Source organism: Bradyrhizobium sp. Cp5.3 (assembly GCF_000426265.1).
In the GTDB taxonomy this organism is placed as follows: domain Bacteria; phylum Pseudomonadota; class Alphaproteobacteria; order Rhizobiales; family Xanthobacteraceae; genus Bradyrhizobium; species Bradyrhizobium neotropicale.
Genome location: NZ_AUFA01000026.1, coordinates 58,596 through 74,831, shown reverse-complemented (window position 1 = coordinate 74,831; position 16,236 = coordinate 58,596). Strand labels below are relative to the sequence as shown.

Annotated in this window: 18 protein-coding genes and 1 pseudogene; 7 read left to right on the top strand and 12 right to left on the bottom strand. The window is 65.0% G+C overall.

Annotated features, from left to right (window positions below):
• Positions 1-30 precede the first annotated feature (30 nt).
• The 4 genes from K289_RS0128410 to K289_RS0128390 form a co-directional block, all read right to left on the bottom strand.
• Entirely contained in the window at positions 31-1,866 is a 1,836-nt protein-coding gene (locus tag K289_RS0128410; protein WP_027554611.1) for a PQQ-binding-like beta-propeller repeat protein, read from the bottom strand.
• Positions 1,867-1,968: 102 nt separating this feature from the next.
• Positions 1,969-2,682, bottom strand: a complete 714-nt coding sequence (locus K289_RS0128405) for a class I SAM-dependent methyltransferase (protein ID WP_027554610.1) — start codon at positions 2,680-2,682, stop codon at positions 1,969-1,971.
• Between the two features lie 127 nt (positions 2,683-2,809).
• The gene (locus K289_RS0128400) at positions 2,810-3,529 is read right to left on the bottom strand and encodes a bifunctional 2-polyprenyl-6-hydroxyphenol methylase/3-demethylubiquinol 3-O-methyltransferase UbiG (RefSeq protein ID WP_027554609.1); all 720 of its coding nucleotides are present in this window, start codon (positions 3,527-3,529) and stop codon (positions 2,810-2,812) included.
• Between the two features lie 249 nt (positions 3,530-3,778).
• The gene (locus tag K289_RS0128390; protein ID WP_027554608.1) at positions 3,779-5,476 is read right to left on the bottom strand and encodes a methyl-accepting chemotaxis protein; all 1,698 of its coding nucleotides are present in this window, start codon (positions 5,474-5,476) and stop codon (positions 3,779-3,781) included.
• A gap of 245 nt (positions 5,477-5,721) precedes the next feature.
• Between K289_RS0128390 and K289_RS0128385 the strand changes: the two genes are divergently transcribed.
• Positions 5,722-5,913 carry a hypothetical protein gene (locus K289_RS0128385; protein ID WP_027554607.1) on the top strand — a complete coding sequence of 64 codons (192 nt, stop codon included), beginning with the start codon at positions 5,722-5,724 and terminating at the stop codon, positions 5,911-5,913.
• A gap of 4 nt (positions 5,914-5,917) precedes the next feature.
• Here the strand turns inward: K289_RS0128385 and K289_RS51760 are convergent, their stop codons facing one another.
• The gene (locus tag K289_RS51760) at positions 5,918-6,082 is read right to left on the bottom strand and encodes a hypothetical protein (protein WP_198024787.1); all 165 of its coding nucleotides are present in this window, start codon (positions 6,080-6,082) and stop codon (positions 5,918-5,920) included.
• Positions 6,083-6,181: 99 nt separating this feature from the next.
• On the opposite strand from K289_RS51760, the gene K289_RS0128375 reads away from it, so the two are divergent.
• On the top strand, positions 6,182-6,562 hold the full coding sequence (locus K289_RS0128375) for a hypothetical protein (RefSeq protein ID WP_027554606.1): 381 nt from the start codon (positions 6,182-6,184) through the stop codon (positions 6,560-6,562).
• Positions 6,563-6,882: 320 nt separating this feature from the next.
• Complete coding sequence (locus tag K289_RS0128365) at positions 6,883-7,137, top strand: hypothetical protein (protein WP_027554605.1); 255 nt, start codon at positions 6,883-6,885, stop codon at positions 7,135-7,137.
• A gap of 27 nt (positions 7,138-7,164) precedes the next feature.
• Here K289_RS0128365 and K289_RS0128360 read toward each other — a convergent pair whose 3' ends face one another.
• The 4 genes from K289_RS0128360 to K289_RS0128345 all read right to left on the bottom strand — a co-directional run bounded on the left by K289_RS0128360 (position 7,165) and on the right by K289_RS0128345 (position 9,625).
• The gene (locus tag K289_RS0128360) at positions 7,165-7,404 is read right to left on the bottom strand and encodes a DUF6719 family protein (RefSeq protein ID WP_027554604.1); all 240 of its coding nucleotides are present in this window, start codon (positions 7,402-7,404) and stop codon (positions 7,165-7,167) included.
• A 237-nt stretch (positions 7,405-7,641) separates the two neighbouring features.
• Positions 7,642-8,349: an outer membrane protein gene (locus tag K289_RS0128355; RefSeq protein WP_027554603.1), complete on the bottom strand. Its 708-nt coding sequence runs from the start codon at positions 8,347-8,349 to the stop codon at positions 7,642-7,644.
• A gap of 287 nt (positions 8,350-8,636) precedes the next feature.
• Positions 8,637-9,047, bottom strand: a complete 411-nt coding sequence (locus K289_RS0128350) for a hypothetical protein (RefSeq protein WP_027554602.1) — start codon at positions 9,045-9,047, stop codon at positions 8,637-8,639.
• Between the two features lie 221 nt (positions 9,048-9,268).
• A complete protein-coding gene (locus K289_RS0128345; protein WP_027554601.1) occupies positions 9,269-9,625 on the bottom strand; it encodes a His-rich protein BRANT in 357 nt (118 codons plus the stop codon).
• A gap of 253 nt (positions 9,626-9,878) precedes the next feature.
• On the opposite strand from K289_RS0128345, the gene K289_RS0128340 reads away from it, so the two are divergent.
• On the top strand, positions 9,879-10,421 hold the full coding sequence (locus K289_RS0128340; RefSeq protein ID WP_027554600.1) for a tetratricopeptide repeat protein: 543 nt from the start codon (positions 9,879-9,881) through the stop codon (positions 10,419-10,421).
• Positions 10,422-10,568: 147 nt separating this feature from the next.
• Here the strand turns inward: K289_RS0128340 and K289_RS0128335 are convergent.
• A pseudogene (locus tag K289_RS0128335) lies at positions 10,569-10,877 on the bottom strand (LysR substrate-binding domain-containing protein); the annotation flags it as partial.
• A 138-nt stretch (positions 10,878-11,015) separates the two neighbouring features.
• Entirely contained in the window at positions 11,016-12,584 is a 1,569-nt protein-coding gene (locus K289_RS0128330; RefSeq protein WP_027554598.1) for a S10 family peptidase, read from the bottom strand.
• A gap of 287 nt (positions 12,585-12,871) precedes the next feature.
• Here K289_RS0128330 and K289_RS0128325 point away from each other — a divergent pair, with 287 nt between their 5' ends.
• The 3 genes from K289_RS0128325 (at position 12,872) to K289_RS0128315 (ending at position 14,896) form a co-directional block, all read left to right on the top strand.
• Positions 12,872-13,645 (top strand): NAD kinase, encoded by a 774-nt coding sequence (locus K289_RS0128325; protein WP_027554597.1) that lies wholly within the window; start codon positions 12,872-12,874, stop codon positions 13,643-13,645.
• Between the two features lie 99 nt (positions 13,646-13,744).
• Entirely contained in the window at positions 13,745-14,290 is a 546-nt protein-coding gene (locus K289_RS0128320; RefSeq protein WP_027554596.1) for a response regulator, read from the top strand.
• 27 nt (positions 14,291-14,317) lie between these two features.
• Entirely contained in the window at positions 14,318-14,896 is a 579-nt protein-coding gene (locus K289_RS0128315) for an Hpt domain-containing protein (protein WP_027554595.1), read from the top strand.
• A gap of 148 nt (positions 14,897-15,044) precedes the next feature.
• Here the strand turns inward: K289_RS0128315 and K289_RS0128310 are convergent, their stop codons facing one another.
• The gene (locus tag K289_RS0128310; RefSeq protein WP_027554594.1) at positions 15,045-16,220 is read right to left on the bottom strand and encodes a DUF2336 domain-containing protein; all 1,176 of its coding nucleotides are present in this window, start codon (positions 16,218-16,220) and stop codon (positions 15,045-15,047) included.
• Between the last annotated feature and the right edge of the window lie 16 nt (positions 16,221-16,236).

Here is a 16,236-nt window from a genome sequence, read left to right as displayed (position 1 = left end):
GCGGACCCGTTGGCTCGCAATGAGCTCCCCTCACTCCTTCCCCACCTCGAACGCCAGCAGCACGTTACCGGGGACGCCGCTCCATTGTCCGTAGCCGGAGTTGGTGTAGAGCATGCCATCAGCGATGACTGGACCTGGGCCGTCGATCGCCCCGCCATAGGCGGGAATGCCGTTCACGGCGGTGTAGTCTTGCGCGGTGTCGAACTCCCAAAGGAGCTTGCCGTCGGCGGCCGCGTAAGCGCGCAGGAAGCCGCTGACGCTGCCGGAGAACACGACGCCAGGGATCAGGCTGACCGCCGCCGAGAGCGCCGGGCTGCATTGCGGACGGTCGCCGCAAGGCACCGGCGGCACCTCCATCTCGATCTTCCCGGTTTCGAGATCGAGGCCGAACAGGCCACCGCCCTGTGTGGAGTCGAGACGCCTGGTGCCGTCGCGCAGGAAGCGCACGTCGGAGTTGGCGACATAGATGCGCTTCCCGTCCGCGGCCGAACCCCATTCGCTGCCGCCGAGCGCGCCGCCCTTCCCGACCCGCGTCTGCCACAGGATCTTGCCGCCATCATCGGGGTCGAGCGCATGCACGACGCCGGACTTTTGCGCGATCACGAGCAGGCGCTTGCCGTCGTGCAGATTCACCAGGATCGGCGACTGGCCGAAATCATGGTCGGGCCCGTGATCCTCGGGACAGTTGGTCTTGTCCGCGCCGTAGCAGGCCACGATGTAGGCATCCTTCGGCGTCGCCTGCTGCTTCCACAGCAGCTTCCCCGTCGCGATATCCAGGGCGAGGATCGCATCGGCGGTTGCGGACGGCGGATTCGAATAGGAATTGCTGGTCGCGACATAGACGGCGTTGCGCTTCGCATCGATCGTCGGTGCCGACCAGACCGAAGCGCCGGAGGGACCGAACAACTGCGTGCCCTTGGCATTCTTCTCGGTCGGGTGCGGCACCTCGGGGATCGTGTAGGCCTGCCACCCCGTCTTGCCGGTCGCAGCGTCAAGCGCCACCACGCTGCCGCGGAAGGTGCAGCATTCGTAGCTCGGCTGCGAGCCGGCGACCTCCTCGATCGAGGACACCGGCACATAGAGCACACCCGAATGGAGTGTCGGCGCGCCGGTGATCCGCGCTGCCGGATGCTCTTCGACCTTCACCTTCCAGATCAGCGCGCCGGTCAGGGCATTCACGGCGTAGGCATTGGCCTTGAGGTCGCCGAAGAAGATCGCGAACCGATCGGTGCCCGCGAGCGGCGCAAAGCTGATCGCGGCGCGCACCGCGGCATCGGTTGCGAAGGTCCACAGCGTGCAGCCGGTTTTCGCATCCAGCGCACGTACCTTGCGATCGGTGCCGCCGATGAACAACAGACCGCCCACGACCGTCGGCGGCGCAAAGGACAGCGAGGCTCCCGGGAAGGCATAGGCCCATTTCAACCGCAGCCGCGGCACCTGCTCGGCGGACAGGCCCGCCATCTCGGTCGGCTGAAAGCGGCTGTTGCTGGTATCGACGCCCCAGCCGTTCCAGCGCGGTCCGTCGATCGCCTGTGGAAAGCGGGCTGTCTGCTGCAAGCAGCGTCCTTCCGCATCCGCAGCAGGGCCGTTCATCGCGGTCTTGCCAGTGACGAAGGCGGCAATCGCGCGGCGCTCGTCGTCGCTGCGCTCCTTCGCGACGCCCGCCATGCTGCCGGTCGCAAGCGCCCCCAGCACGTTTTCATACGACATTGCCTGCAGCGCGCTGCGGCTCGGCACACGGCTCTGGGCATCAGCCGTGTCGTGACATTGCGCGCAATGTCTTGCGTAAAGCGCCGCGCCATCTTGTGCGCGCGCCGGTGCGCAACACCAGACCAGCAGTGCAGCCACGACAGCGCTCACTCTCATGACGTGCTCCGACATCGCCACCGCAATACGAGATCGCTTCACACAACCCAAAGTATAGCGCGAGGGCAATCACTGAGGCAACGGATGTTCCGTCCATTCCGGTCATACCGCCTTCGCAATGCCGCCCTCGCCGGGCAGCTCATCCAGCCGCCACAGCCCGAGGCTCTTGTCGTGCCAGCCGCCTCCGCCCTCCTCGCAACGCTCGTTGATCAGCTCGCGCGGCGGAGGCCAGTTGAACGGCGCCCGCTCCATGTTCAACGCCCGCCAGTCGCCATCTTCGCAGTCTTCGTTGCTCTCCAATTCGGGAAACGTGGTGGCGAGCAGGAAGCGCGCGCCGCTCGCCCGAAAGCGAGTAACCGCACGACCGATGTTCTGAAAGCTCAGATGCACGAGACAATCCCGACACAGGATGACGTCGGCAGGCGGCAGCGCGTCGCGCGTGATGTCGGCGATGAGAAAGCGGCCGGACAATTCCCCGCGCTCCACGCGCTGATGGTTGCTCTCGATCAGCGACGGCACGATATCGACGCCGGTGAAATCGACTTCGAGCCCGAGGCGGCCGATCCAGCTTGCGTCCCCGCAGGGCGCATCGAGCAGCGAACACGCCCCGAGCCGCTTCAAGAGCGATGGCAGCGCTTCGCGGATCGCGGCCGTGGCAGGGTCCTCCGAGCCGAGGCCGGAGACCGAGGTCGCAGCACCCCACAGATTGGTCCTCTCGATCCGCTCGAACCGCGCGGCGAGATCGAGGCCGGAAAAGTTCGCGCGGTCGGCAACGAACCGCTCATGGGCGAGCACGGGTGGACGATTGGAGATCATCGGACACACCTCAAGTCAAAGACCATTCGCGAGCGCACTATACAGACCGCGGATCGCGCTCGAAAATCTCCCTGGACAGCGCTCGATCGCGTCATTCAGCTTTCCTGACAGACATTCGACGTCTCGCTCAAACCGGCTTCTGCCACTCCATCATGTGGAAGTAGGGCACGCGGCGGTGGCGGGCGATCTGCTCGGACGCGCCGCCCGTGGGCTCGGGCTCTGTGAACAGGCGCAACTGGAGGCCGTGATCGAGCAGCAGCGTCATATAGGTGCTCAGCGGGCGGTGCCAGTTCTGGATCCGGATGCCGCGCCAGGCGACCCAGATCGCCCGCTCGTCCATGTAATGATCGATCGAGAAGCGCGGAACGCCCTCGCCGTCCGGCGTCCAGCCGTCCGGCTGGCCGGCGGTGTTGAAGCTCGTCAGGTTGGCGATCAGGAGTGTGCCGCCCGGCCGCAGCGCCGCCACCATCTTCGCGATCGCCGTGCGGACATCCGGCATATCGATCAGGCTGAGATAGCTGACGACCAGATCAAAGGACGCATCGAAATCCATCGCCTCGGCGCGGCCGAGCCGATAGTCACCATGCGGATCCATCGCCTTTGCACGCGCGAGCAACGCCTTGGTCGGATCGATGCCGATGGTGGCGATGCCGGAGCGTTGCATGATCCGGCAGAAGCGACCCTCGCCGCAGCCGACATCCAGCGCGCGGCGGAAACCGCGTCCCTCGATCCGCGCACGCATCGGTGCGTCCAGCACGAAGCGGCGGCCGTAGTCGCCATCCTCACCCTGCTCCACGATCCACGCAGACGCGGAATCGGCCCAGCCGTCGCTGGCATTGTCGCTCATGGATCGACCTTCGGGAATGGATGTTGGCCGCTTGCATCGCGGGGACGGCCATTAACCACACGTTGGATCGAAGTTCAACATGAGCTAGCGTGTGCGTCGCATGCGCCCCACGACCGCCCGAGAGAAAGCCAAGATCGCCGCCGGCGCAGCTGCGGCCGTCGTCATGACGGCCATGCTGTTCGCAATCGCGTTCGGTTTTCTGCTGGTGCGATAGGTCGAGGCGCGGCGGACGCACGCCGCCGCGCGAAGTTACGCGGCGCGCACCGTCGACAGGAATTTTCCGACTTCGAGCTTCAGCCGGCTGCTGTCGCTCGCCAGCAGCTTCGCGGTCGAGAGCACCTGCGAGGAGGCCGAGCCGGTCTCCGCCGCACCGCGCTGCACGTCGGTGATGTTCGAGGAGACCTGCTGGGTGCCGTGGGCCGCCTGCTGGACGTTGCGTGCGATCTCCTGGGTCGCAGCGCCCTGCTCCTCGACCGCCGCGGCGATGGTCGAGGACACTTCCGAGAGCCGCTCGATCGTCGCGGATATGTCGCGGATTGCGTTGACGGATTCCTCGGTGGCGGTCTGGATGCCGGAAATCTGCTGGCTGATCTCGCCGGTCGCCTTCGCGGTCTGCTCGGCGAGCGTCTTCACCTCGGAAGCCACGACCGCAAAACCGCGGCCGGCCTCACCGGCGCGCGCGGCCTCGATCGTGGCGTTGAGCGCGAGCAGATTGGTCTGGCCGGCAATGGTGTTGATCAGCTCGACGACATCGCCGATCCGCGTCGCCGCGATCGAGAGCTCGCTGACGCGCTCGGTCGTGGTGCGGGCCTGACCAACGGCTTCGCTGGCCATCCGCGCGGATTCCTGCACCTGGCGGCTGATCTCGTTCACGGAGGAGGACAATTCCTCCGTGGCGGTTGCGACCGACTGCACGTTGCCGGTGGCTTCGCCCGAGGCGACCACGACGACCGAGGTCAATTCCTGCGCGCGCTGCGCAGTGGTCGCCAGCGTCGAGGACGATGCCTCGAGCTCGGTGGAGGCGGATCCCACCGTGTCGATGATCTCGCCGACCGCCCGTTCGAAGCCATCGGCAAGGTTGAACATGTCGCGGCGGCGCTGCTCGGCGGCGTCGCGCTCGGCTTCCGCCTGCGCCGCCTTGAGCCGCTCGACCTCGACCGCATTGGTCTTGAAGATCTCGACCGTCCTGGCCATGTCGCCGATCTCGTCGCGGCGATCCTTCTCCGGCACTTCGGTTTTGAGATCGTTGCGGGCGAGGCCCTCCATTGCGAGCTTGAGCCGGGCGATCGGCTGCGACATCGCCTTGAGGCCGATGAAGAGCGCGATCGCGATGCCCAGTACGAGACCACCGGCGCTGACGCCGATCACCGTCCAGGTCGCGGATCCGGCATCGCGCACGATGGCTTGCTTACGCTGGGCGACCGCCTTGGCCACATCGGACGTGAACGTCGCAATGCGCTCGAGGGACGCGTCGATCAGCGGGTCGCATTCCTTGTGGGCACGTTCGGCAGCCTTGGCGTTCTCTTCCGTGCCGTTCGCGGCGGCGCCGGCCTGCAGAACCGCATCGCAGCCTGCGAACACGGCCTTCAACTGGTCGCTAAGGCTCCTGATCTCGTTTCCACGGGAAGCATCATCCTGCTCCGCCGCATCCAGGTATTGGCGAATCTCATTGCGATTCTGGTTCGCGATCTTCAGGCGATTGGCGTTGCCCGCTTCGGTTGTCTCGGTAAAGATCGCGTAGATCGCCGCGTGATAGGTCTCCATGCGACGCTGGGCGCGCGTGATGTTGAGGGCTGCCGATTGCGCGGCGGAAAGCTCTGCAAATCGGTCGACTGTGGAAGAAAGCTCCCGCACGCCGAAGGTCGCGACACCGATCATCGCACAACCCATCACGGTCACGATCAGCGCGACCTTCCACACGATCTTCAAATTATTCAAAAAGCTCATCGCAGCCGCCCAATGATTTTCGCTCAACGGGACGGAGGTCGTCCCAGCGACGGCATTGGAACCGGCGGGTGTTAAAAATTAATACCAAATGACACGGGTACTCTTACGGGAAAATAACCTTTCAGCTTCTGCGCGTCAGCCTGGCGTAAGCTTCGGCAACTTTCGCGAGAATCATCGCCGGCTCGGAACCAATCGCTTGCGTCGCTCGTTCTCGGCCCATGCGGATCAGGGAAGACAACCGAAACATGCTTCTGCTTGCGATGGTCATGCTCTGCTGCGCCGTCGTGGCGGCCACGCTTGCACTGTTCGAGCCCGTTTCGGGCCAGACATCGGACCCCCGCGTTGCCACGCGCGGGCCGATCGATGCCGCCACCGAGACGCCCGTCCGCATTGTCGGCGCGCCCTTCGTCCCCAACATCAAGCCGCGCGAGCGATAGCGCTTCAGGTCGGGGACACTTCCTTGCCCTCCTCGGGCCGGCCGCGGGCACGGACGAGCTCCTCGACGAACGCGATCACCTCTGCCCGCTTCTCGGGCGGCAGCAACAGAAAGGCACGCACGAGCCTCAAGCCCAACGCTTCGTCCGACTCTTCGTCCTGAGCAACCATTCGCATAGTGTCAGGCTATCGGGAAAAATATGCAATCCCTTGCAAAGGACTCTTGATTCGTCGCAGCCGCTTTGCTGGAATGATTCACCGAGGTGGATGATGAAGTGGATCAAGGAGCGCGACGCCCTGATCGCGCAGACGATGGCCTTCGTTCAATCCGTAACCGGCAAGACGGGCGAGCTCCGCCAGCCGGACGCGCCTGCGGCTGTGCCGCCCCTGCCCGCCGAGATCGCCTCCACGCGGCCGCCGGAAGCCGTGCCCGAAATCGACCCGTCGCCGGCCACCCCGCCGCCCCAGCCCGTCCACGCGCCGCCGCGGGCGATTGGCGACTTCCGAAGCGAAATGCAGGCCCGTATCGCCAATTTCCGCAAGCATCAGGAGCGGTTCGAGCGCGAACGCGAGGAATATTGCGCGACAACCCTGGCCAAGCTCCGCGAGGCCATTCGCGCCCCCTCCTCTCGCCCGCCGGTAGAAAAGTGAGGCATGGCGGCGCCTCGGCCGGTCACAGCCAGGACCACACCAGGACGATATTGGCGGCACAAGCGCCGACCAGCGCCAGCGTCAACGGCAGGAGCATGTGCCCGCAGGAGGTTTTGAGGTCGCTCGTCATGGGCCGAAGCATCCGCTGATTCCGGCCGGAGAGTCCCAGGGATTCTTTTTCCCGGGATTCAGGACTCGTTTACGACTCAGACTCCGGCATCCTCGATCACGGCGCCGTGATCGATAGCCCGTCCGGAACCCCGCCGCCCGCAAGCCGTTAATGGATTTTCCTGGGAGCGGCTTTCTTGGGAGCGGGAAGGATGCCCTACGCCCTGTTCTGCAACGACGCCCAAATCAGCAAGGCCTATCCGGCCGAGGCCGACGTCTGGAAGCTCGCCCACCGGAGCGGGCTGGTCGTGGACGTGGCCAACGACGACGAGGGGCCCGGGCCCCGCCGGGTGCTCGACAATGACTACGAAATCAAGCCCTGCCGGGCTGCCCAAGGCGAGGACCCCGCCAAGAACAAGGCGGACGCCGAGCAGCAATCCAGAATGGAGCCCGAGTTCAACTCGTAAGGAAGTCCGACCGCCGGCGGGTAGCGCTCAGGGCATTGCAGTGGCCAGGGAGGCCTGCTCGCCGGCGAGGGCTACGCAGGCCTTCCGGCGATGCAGCCCGCGGATCGCGCCGGTGACCTTGAGCACCTTGCCGGAGGGACAGGAGCCGTCCCGCACAAAGGCCACCTCATAGGGCGCCAACATCAAAGGTTCGGATTTGAGGATCGTCTGTGCAGAGCACGGCAGCGCGACGAGGAACGAGATCACCACCGACGCCAAGATACGCATATTCGTTGTCCCACCAGCCCGGGAATTTTCATATTAACGCGCTCCGGAGCGCGAGTTCCGTAAATCGCAAAAATTATTTTTGCTTTACCGCAGCCCCATGACGCGCGTGAGAAGGCGCGCGTCGAAAAGCCGCTTGGTGAAAAGATTCCTTGCAAGGCTCGCGCCAGACACGCGGCCGGCTCAAAACAAAGGCCGGCAGAGCCGGCCTTTGTGAGATGCGGTTGGCTGGTCCGTGGATCAGTAGCGCGAGCCCGCCGGGCCGCCCCAGCCAAAGCGGTAGTTCACGCCGACCTTGACGGTATGCTCGTCCTCCCGCCCGCGAACGCCGACGACATCGGCCGGACCGGAGGTGAAGGTGGTGCTGCCGAAATTATAGTACTGGTACTCGGCCTTGGCCGACCAGTTCGGCGCGAACATGTACTCCAGGCCGGCGCCGACGGTGTAGCCGTCCTTGTTGTTGCCGGTGGCGGCGAACGTTTGCGGCACGCCGGCGACGCTGACGCCGAGGTTATTGTTGCGCCACGCATAGCCGCCCTTGGCGTAGACCAGCGTCGGTCCCCAGGTGTAGCCGATGCGGCCGGTCACCGAGCCGATCTGGTCGGTGTTCGAGGTCACCTGCGTGCCGAACGGGAAGCCGACAGCATTGTTGTTCGTCGGCAGCCAGGAATACTGGGCCTCGACACCCACGACCCAGTTGGGCGCAAACTGGTAATCGAAGCCGCCTTGCACGCCGCCCAGGAAACGGGCATCGCTCGACTGGAAGGTGTTGTCGCCGGCGAAGGCGCCGCCGACATGGCCGCCGATATAGAAGCCGGTCCAGTTATAGACCACCTGCGGCGCGGTATAGGCCGGTGCCTTGGTGTAGGTGCGCGCCGGGATGTCGGCTGCCGCGGCTGGCGCTGCCAGCGCAAGCAGGGCTGCTGCGCCGAGCAAAATCGTCTTCATGATCATCCCCGTTCTTTCAAATTCGACCCTCAGCAAACAACGTGGCCTGAATTTGGTTGCTTGGCGGCGGTGCCGGAACGTTGATCGTCCGATATGTGACGGGGCGGCAACGACGCGCGTTCCTGTTCCGTCACGCTCCCTTGCGCCGACAGATTCTGTCGCCCGCGCATGGCATGTCGTAACAGTTTGTCGCAAAGCCACACCGCCCATTCAAAGCTCGCCAAAATGTGATCCAGCGGCCCCGGCGGCTGTAGTCCTACCACCGAGCGGTGAAGACCCGCTTTGCGCTAGCGCGTCATCTTTTCCAGTTCCGGAAAGGGTGCGTAAACCGCACCGGTGCAGAGTTCGTTGGCCCGCTCGACGACCCGATCCGCCCGTCCGTTGACGTAGATGACAGCCCGCTCGCGCATCGCCTTGTAGCTGCCGTCGGTCTCGCGGGGCGTGAAATGCAGGCAGCTCACATAGAACGGACGGCCGCCAACTTGCCGCAGCGCGGGCTCGGCCATGCTGGCTTCGCGAACGCCGACCGGGTTGTTCAGATAGGTGCGCATGAGGGCCAGCGTGTCGCTGCGGAAATTATCGGGAAACGGCTGCGGCCCCGCGTCCATCAGGGTTGGACGGTCGCCGTCACTGCCAAAACATGCCGCAAGCGCCAGCGGAAGCACGAGGACCGCCGCGCGTTTCGCCAATCGCCCCACAGACCACGACTCCGAACCACCTCACTCTGAGATGTTCTAGCGCCAAGGTTGCTCAAGGGGAATTCCATAAGGGAATTCCATGTTGCCGGCCGGGCAATCAGCATACCGGCCCGCCGCATGGCGCTCACGCCTGCGCGTGCTCGTCATGACGAAACGGGCCGGCCTGAACTCCGCGCGAGGCGGCGGGGCAATGCGGGGATGCCGCCTCGCGGGATCAGTCGTTAGCTGCGCTTGTCGGTGCTCACCGGCTTGGTGACATCCGGCTGCGTCTTCAGCGACTTCTTGGCCGACAGCTGCTTGTGGTGATGGCGGTGCGTGCGCACGGACTTGTGCTCGGCGGGCGTGACCGCGGCGTTGGCGTTCATCGCCTTCGCCTTGGAATCCGCCTTGACGTCGGCAGCTTTCGTGTCGGCCTTGACGCCGGCGTCAGGCTTCGCGGCGGTGGTCGACGTCTTGGTCTGGCTCTGGTCCGCCTTGATCACAGGTGCGGTGGTCGTGGTCTTGCCCGCTTCGGCGGCGAAAGCCGGAGCTGCGATCACGAAAGCTGCGAGCAAAGCGGCGGAAATAGTCTTCAGCATGGTGGTCTCCTCTTTGAAGGATCTTGAGGCGGCGCCCTCTCGCCGACCCTTCGATCGTAGGAGTGAGCCTAGTTGGAGCGCGCTGAACCCATTCTGAAGTGCATCGCAAGCTTCCGTTCATCTGGATGACAAGTTTGTCATCTCCTCAGGGAGGGGCAATAAACCGGGCGATTTGGGAATGTTTTCGTACCGCGGGTGTTCCCGTCAGAAGGCAATCGTGTAGGATCGCCTCGTTCCATACGGGAGAAGATAGATGCGCAGACTTTCAATGCTTCTGGTACCGGGACTTGTCTCGATGACGCTGGCGGCCGGACCGGTGCTGACGAGCGCTTACGCTGCGGGTAGCGACGATCCCTCGCCGCCGCCGAAGTCGGACTCTTCGAGCAAGAAATCGAAGAAGAAGAGCTCCTCTATCAGCGACCCCAAATTCCTCGCCGCTTATCGCACGGCCTACACCACGATCTACGACCGCCACGACTATACGGGCGCGATCGACCAGCTGAAGTCGCTCAAGCGCCAGGACGTGGCCGACGTCGCCAATCTGATCGGCTACTCCTACCGCAAGCTCGGCGATTACCAGCAGTCGAAGATCTATTACGAGCTGGCGCTGAAGGACGATCCGAACCACGTCCGGACCTGGCAGTATTACGGTCTCTGGCAGCTCGAGCAGGGCAACCGCGAACAGGCGCAGTATCATCTGAACAAGATCGCCTCGCTCGCCGGCACCGACAGCACCGAGTATCGCTCGCTTGCAGCCGCGCTGGACAAGCCGACCGGCGCAACGCTCGTCTACTGAGATATCCTCGACGTCGCAACGCAAACGAACCGGCACAATCCTCAGGGGTGTGCCGGTTCTGCTTTTTGGGTTGGAGCGTTTTCGAGCGAAGCGGATACCGGTTCGCGTAAAGAATCCGCGTCAAATGACAAACTCCACGCAGGAGCGCTAAGCTCTCATCGTGAGCTCCTCGACCATCAGATCAACGAAGCGCCGAACCCGAGGCTCCAACAGACGCTTGCCGGGGTAAAGCGTGACGATTTTGACCGTATCAGCTTCAAAGCCGGACAGAACCCGTCGCAGGCGGCCCGCTCTCAGATCGTCCTTGACTAGGAAGTCGGGAAGAAGAGCGATGCCAAGGCCCGCTAGCGCGCAATCACGGAGCGCCTCGCCGCTGTCGAGCCGCAGGCGGCTGCGGACCTGCGCCTTCGTCCAGGGACCGCCGGCGTTGCGCAAGCGCCAGCTCTGCCTCTGGTTGCCCGAAGGTCATCGTCCCGCCGCCACGCGTGACCTATCTGGCCTCGCCGCAACAGATCGTTGAAATCAGCGCTGTGGCTCACGCCAACTAACCCGGCGAGCAAGAGAGCTGCGAACAAAGAAACCGCCGTCCCGACGCTACCGCTTCACCATCGCCTCGACCTCGCCGCGAAACGCCTGCCGCGAGCCGTCGCGCGAATAGAACATGTGGCCGCCGGGATAGACGACGAACCTGATCCGCGGCGTCGCGAAGGCCGGCAACTGGTCGAGCACTCTCTGCGTTCCGAAATAGGGCGTGGCGAGATCGAACAGGCCGTGCCCGACCAGCACATTCAGCTTCGGATCGGTCGCGAGGATCTGGCGCAGCTCCGACACCGATTGAGGCGGGGTGATGCCGTGACCGAAATCCCAGGCACGTTCGACAGAGCTGTTCAGCACTTCATAGGAGCCGTCGGGCCGCCAGTTGAGCTTGCGTGTCAGGACATCGACGGCAGCGCTGGTCAGCGGCGCCTGAAGCGTGTCGCCGGAGGGATCGCCGAAGCGGGAGCTGCTCGAATCCGGATAGGGATCGAAGCCGCGCACGGAAGCATCGTAGCGCCCGGTGACCTTGCCGTTCTTGCGGTCGAATTCGCGGCGGAATTCGCCGACATCGAAACGACCGGCGAGCCTGCGGCTGACCGCCTGGTCGATCCCGGTCAGGGCTGCGACCTTGTCGGCGAGCCGATTGGTGGCCTCCCGATCCGCTTGGCCCTTGACGAGGTCAGCCAGAAACTCGCCGCGCGCATAGGCTTCGACGTCGGCGAGATCGTCGCGCGTCACCGGCCCCTTGGCTTCGCGCGCGACCGCCGCGTAGCTCGGCAGCGTCGCGACATATTGCAGGAGGCTCGAGCCGGTGAACTCGCGGAAGTCGAACAGCGGCGACAGCATGATCAGACCTTTGACGCCGACGCCGTATTGAAGCTGCAACTGGCGCACGACCTTCGGTCCACGAATGCCACCATAGCTTTCGCCCGCGACGTATTTCGGCGAGAGCAACCGGTCGTGCTTCTCGAGCCAGCGGCGGATCACGAGCGCGATCGAACTGACGTCGCCGTCGATCGAATAGAACCGCTTGCGCGCGTCCTCGCCGCTCGCAATGAGGCGGCTGTAGCCGGTGCCGACGGGATCGATGAAGACGAGATCGGTGAAGTCGAGCCAGGTCTCAGCGTTCGGCCTCACCTCGGGCGACGCCGACGGCGAGAGAGCTTCGCCATCGAGCGGCAGCCGCCACGGCCCGGCGCTGCCGAACTGGAGCCATGCCGAGGACGCGCCGGGCCCGCCATTGAACAGGAAGGTGATCGGGCGCGTGGTGCGGTCGGCGCCATCGAGTTCATAGGAGGTGTAGGCGATATCGGCCTGCGGCTCGCGCTTTTCATCGAACAGACGGATCGAGCCGGCGGTCGCGGTGAAGGCGAGCGTTCGCCCGGGCAGGTCGAGCGTCTGCTTCGTCGTCGCATCCGCAGGGAGGCCACGCTGTTCGGCGGCGGAGGACGAAGGCTGACCTGCAGACTGCGCACCGCCACCACGGACGCCCTTCTGCCCCACAGGTGCGGTTGCCTCCGGACGCGGCTGCGGCGGATCGTCCGCATGCGCAAGTCCAGCGAGTGCGACGGCCGACAACGCCAGCACCAGCCCCGTGCGGCGCAGCGCCGACGAACTTATCATCATGGTCGGTCTCCCTGCCCGGCAGCGCGCCCTCATCGGTTGCGTGTCGGTGACTGCCTGCAAGGCTAGCGAGGAATTGCGACGGTTTGGGGGATCACGAGGTCCGGCGGCGCCAAAAGCCGCCGATCGGGCGCAAATCGAGGTGGCTTTTACCCTGAAACGGGACGGACGGCCGTTCCGGCCGCCCTCCACTTGCCTTGAGAGGCGGTCATCCTCGACAATGGAGGCCCAGGTCGTATAGACGACCCCGGCGGAACCTCCTCGAGCCAGCGGCACCTGCCCGGAAGCCCATGACCAAGTCCTACGACCGGATCGCCTTCGTCGCCAGCCCGAGCAGCGAGGCACAGGCCGCCTTCAACCAGCTCACCGAACGCTACGGAAATTGCGATCCGAAGAATGCCGACGTCGTGGTCGCGCTCGGCGGCGACGGACTCATGCTCCAGACGCTGCATCAGAACATGCACACGGGAAAGCCGATCTACGGCATGCACCGCGGCACGGTCGGCTTCCTGATGAACGAATATTCGACACACGATCTGCGCACGCGGCTCGAGGCCGCGCATGAATCCGAGATCAATCCGCTCCTGATGCGCGCAACCGACGTGCGCGACCGGGTGCATCTCCATCACGCCATCAACGAGGTCGCCCTGTTCCGGCAGACCTATCAGGCGGCGCGTCTGCGCATCCTGATCGACGAGCGCGAGCGCATGTCCGAGCTGATCGCCGACGGCATCATGGTGGCAACGCCCGCGGGCTCGACCGCCTACAATCTGTCCGCCCAGGGGCCGATCCTGCCGATCAATGCCGCGCTGCTGGCGCTGACGCCGATCAGCGCCTTCCGCCCGCGACGCTGGCGCGGGGCTCTCCTGCCCAATACGGCCTATGTCGTGATCGAGGTGCTGGAAGGCGAGAAGCGCCCTGTCGCCGCGGTGGCCGACCACGACGAGGTCCGCGACGTCCGCCGCGTCGAGGTGCTCGCCGACAGGACCATCTCGATGCGCATGCTGTTCGATCCGGGCCACAGCCTGGAAGAGCGCATTCTGCGCGAGCAGTTCGGCTACTGAGCCACCTGCCCGGAAGCCCTCCGGCGTCCCGGTCGCAACCCTTCGTTAACTCCCGGCGCGATATGGTTAACGAAGGTTGACCGCTTTGGCCCGGGCGTCATGTTCCGTATCGATTTCAACAAGCTGCGCTTCCTCGTTTGCGACGACAATCCGCACATGCGCCGTATCCTGCGGACGCTGCTGCATTCGTTCGGCGCGCGCGAGGTCTATGAAGCCGAGGACGGCGCGACCGCGCTCGAAATGTACAGCCACTACGTGCCCGACATCGTCATCACCGACTGGGCGATGCCGATCTTCGACGGGCTCGAGCTCGCGCAGATGATCCGCCAGCCGGAGTCCAAGGGTAACCCCTATGCGCCGATCATCATGCTGACGGGACATTCGGAGAAACGCCGGGTCACGATCGCGCGCGATGCCGGCGTCACCGAGTTTTTGGCCAAGCCGATCTCGGCCAAGGGCCTCTATCAGCGCATCCTCAACGTGGTCGCCAATCCCCGGCCCTTCATCAAGACCAAGACCTATTTCGGGCCCGACCGCCGCCGCAACATCAACTCCGCCTATATGGGCCCCGAGCGCCGCGTCGGTGAGAAGCACGAGCTGCTCCAGCAGCCCTCGTTGCTCGACAAGGCCCGCTCCTCCATCTAGCGCAACGTCTTACGCGAGACAGGCACCATGGCGAAGAACAGCGCAAAGGACATCGAGGTCAAGGCCTTCGCCACCCATCATGTGATCACGCAGCCCAACCCGCTGCGGAAAGTTCTGCGCCGGGTCGAGGCCAAGGACATGGATGATCCGGTCGGGCGCGCCGAGCAGGCGCTTGCTGGCCTCTCCGGCGAGTTCACGGACTGGATGGCGAGCGAGGTCGACCGATTGTCCGCCGCCTGGGCCGCCATCCAGCAAGACGGCTTCGACGACGATCGGCGCGGAGAGCTGTTCCGCGCGGCCCACGACATCAAGGGCGATGCCGCGACGTTCGGCTTTCCGTCGGCCGCCGTGATCGCCGAAAGCCTGTGCCGCGTGATCGAGCATGCGCCGGATCTTGCCAAGGTGCCGGCCGAGCTGTTCTCGCACCACATCAACGCCATCACGGCGATCGTGCACGAGAACACAAAGCTCGACAGCCTCACCGTCTCCAGCGAGCTCAGCCGCCGCCTGCGCAAGGTCGCCGACGAATATCTCGCCCACGTCAACCGCGACCGTCCCGAGCATCTCGAAGCGATTTTGGCGCCGAGCATCGTGCCGGGGGAGTAAGGCTCGCCATTCTCGAGGTGTCGTAGGGTGGGGTTAGCGCAGCGTAACCCACCACTTCTCTCTTCGCGCGGAAAGCAAAGAGGTGGGCTACGCCTAGGGGACTACGCTCCGCGCAGCCGCAGGGCTAACCCACCCTACGACCCCTTCGTCAGGCCGCGATCAGATCGTCATAGAACGGTGCGATCGCCTCTTCCGCGACGAGCTCGTCGCAGAACAGCCGCGCTTCTTCGCGCGCCGATTCGGTTGCGAAACGGCGCAGCAGGATCAGAAGCGGCTCGGTCGCGCCGCGATCGGTCTCGCAATGGGTGAGCACCCGCTCGACCATGCGCCGGCGCAGCCGCACGGCGCCGTCGTCGGTATCGACGAAGCCGTTCTCGTGGCAGGCCTCGAGCGCGACCTGGAAAACCGCGAAGGTCGCCTCAGGCAGGCCGGCGCGGCGGAGCAGCGCGTGCAGGCCGGTGCCGCCGCGGTCGTGCAGCAGCGCGGAGACTCGCGCCAGCGGCAGATCGGACAATTCGGCAAGCGCCGCGTCGAACAGTTCGAGATTGCTCGACAACAGCGCACGCAGGATCAGGCCCGCCGTGAGCTGACCGGTGATGCGCAGGTGCCGCACCAAACCCTGCATGTCCTCGCCGCGCGAGCGGGCCGCGATGTTCATGGTGGAGCGGTCGCGCGCCTCGGTCGTCATACGCTCGGCGCGATCGGCGCTGAGCCAGTTCCGTGCCACGACGAACTGCGCCAGCGTCTCGGAAAGCTTTGCGACCAGCGCCGCCCGCGTCGCGGCCGGCAGATCCTCCATCACCAGCATCGCCTCGCGGATCGCGGCGAGATGGCCGTGACGCTCGACAATGCGATCCCAGGAGAACGGCGCGAGCTCGGCGTTGGGATTCTCGATCAGCTCGAGGGCCGCGGCGGCGCAGCCAACTTCGGCGATCGCGGCGCAGACCGAGACCGGCAGCGCGATGCGGCGCGCGATCGCGCACTGCACCTCGTCATTGCCGGTCGCGACGATGTCGACGAGGTCGGCATCGATCAGAAGCGGGGAATGTTCGAGCACGGGCAGCGCGACGGTGGGCTGGTCGGCCGACAGCGCCCGCATGATTGCGGCCGGCGCCTCGGCACTGCGAGCGAAGGCTTCCGCCATCGCCTGTCGCACCAGGGGGGACGGATCGTCGAGCAGCATCAGCAGCGCGCCTTCGGCGGCGATGCGGTCGTCATGGGAAAGGTCTGAAATCAACCAGGCGCGGGCCAATGCCCGCGTTGCCTCGGCCCGCTCGCCGGCGGATGCCGTCCTGATCCAACTGATGAACTGCCGAACGATCATGGTCTTTCCGGCTTAC

Coding starts and splice junctions, on each gene's coding strand:
- K289_RS0128410 (WP_027554611.1), bottom strand. CDS start 1,866: ATGAGAGTGAGCGCTGTCGTGGCTGCACTGCTGGTCTGGTGTTGCGCA.
- K289_RS0128405 (WP_027554610.1), bottom strand. CDS start 2,682: ATGATCTCCAATCGTCCACCCGTGCTCGCCCATGAGCGGTTCGTTGCC.
- K289_RS0128400 (WP_027554609.1), bottom strand. CDS start 3,529: ATGAGCGACAATGCCAGCGACGGCTGGGCCGATTCCGCGTCTGCGTGG.
- K289_RS0128390 (WP_027554608.1), bottom strand. CDS start 5,476: ATGAGCTTTTTGAATAATTTGAAGATCGTGTGGAAGGTCGCGCTGATC.
- K289_RS0128385 (WP_027554607.1), top strand. CDS start 5,722: ATGCTTCTGCTTGCGATGGTCATGCTCTGCTGCGCCGTCGTGGCGGCC.
- K289_RS51760 (WP_198024787.1), bottom strand. CDS start 6,082: ATGGTTGCTCAGGACGAAGAGTCGGACGAAGCGTTGGGCTTGAGGCTC.
- K289_RS0128375 (WP_027554606.1), top strand. CDS start 6,182: ATGAAGTGGATCAAGGAGCGCGACGCCCTGATCGCGCAGACGATGGCC.
- K289_RS0128365 (WP_027554605.1), top strand. CDS start 6,883: ATGCCCTACGCCCTGTTCTGCAACGACGCCCAAATCAGCAAGGCCTAT.
- K289_RS0128360 (WP_027554604.1), bottom strand. CDS start 7,404: ATGCGTATCTTGGCGTCGGTGGTGATCTCGTTCCTCGTCGCGCTGCCG.
- K289_RS0128355 (WP_027554603.1), bottom strand. CDS start 8,349: ATGAAGACGATTTTGCTCGGCGCAGCAGCCCTGCTTGCGCTGGCAGCG.
- K289_RS0128345 (WP_027554601.1), bottom strand. CDS start 9,625: ATGCTGAAGACTATTTCCGCCGCTTTGCTCGCAGCTTTCGTGATCGCA.
- K289_RS0128340 (WP_027554600.1), top strand. CDS start 9,879: ATGCGCAGACTTTCAATGCTTCTGGTACCGGGACTTGTCTCGATGACG.
- K289_RS0128330 (WP_027554598.1), bottom strand. CDS start 12,584: ATGATGATAAGTTCGTCGGCGCTGCGCCGCACGGGGCTGGTGCTGGCG.
- K289_RS0128325 (WP_027554597.1), top strand. CDS start 12,872: ATGACCAAGTCCTACGACCGGATCGCCTTCGTCGCCAGCCCGAGCAGC.
- K289_RS0128320 (WP_027554596.1), top strand. CDS start 13,745: ATGTTCCGTATCGATTTCAACAAGCTGCGCTTCCTCGTTTGCGACGAC.
- K289_RS0128315 (WP_027554595.1), top strand. CDS start 14,318: ATGGCGAAGAACAGCGCAAAGGACATCGAGGTCAAGGCCTTCGCCACC.
- K289_RS0128310 (WP_027554594.1), bottom strand. CDS start 16,220: ATGATCGTTCGGCAGTTCATCAGTTGGATCAGGACGGCATCCGCCGGC.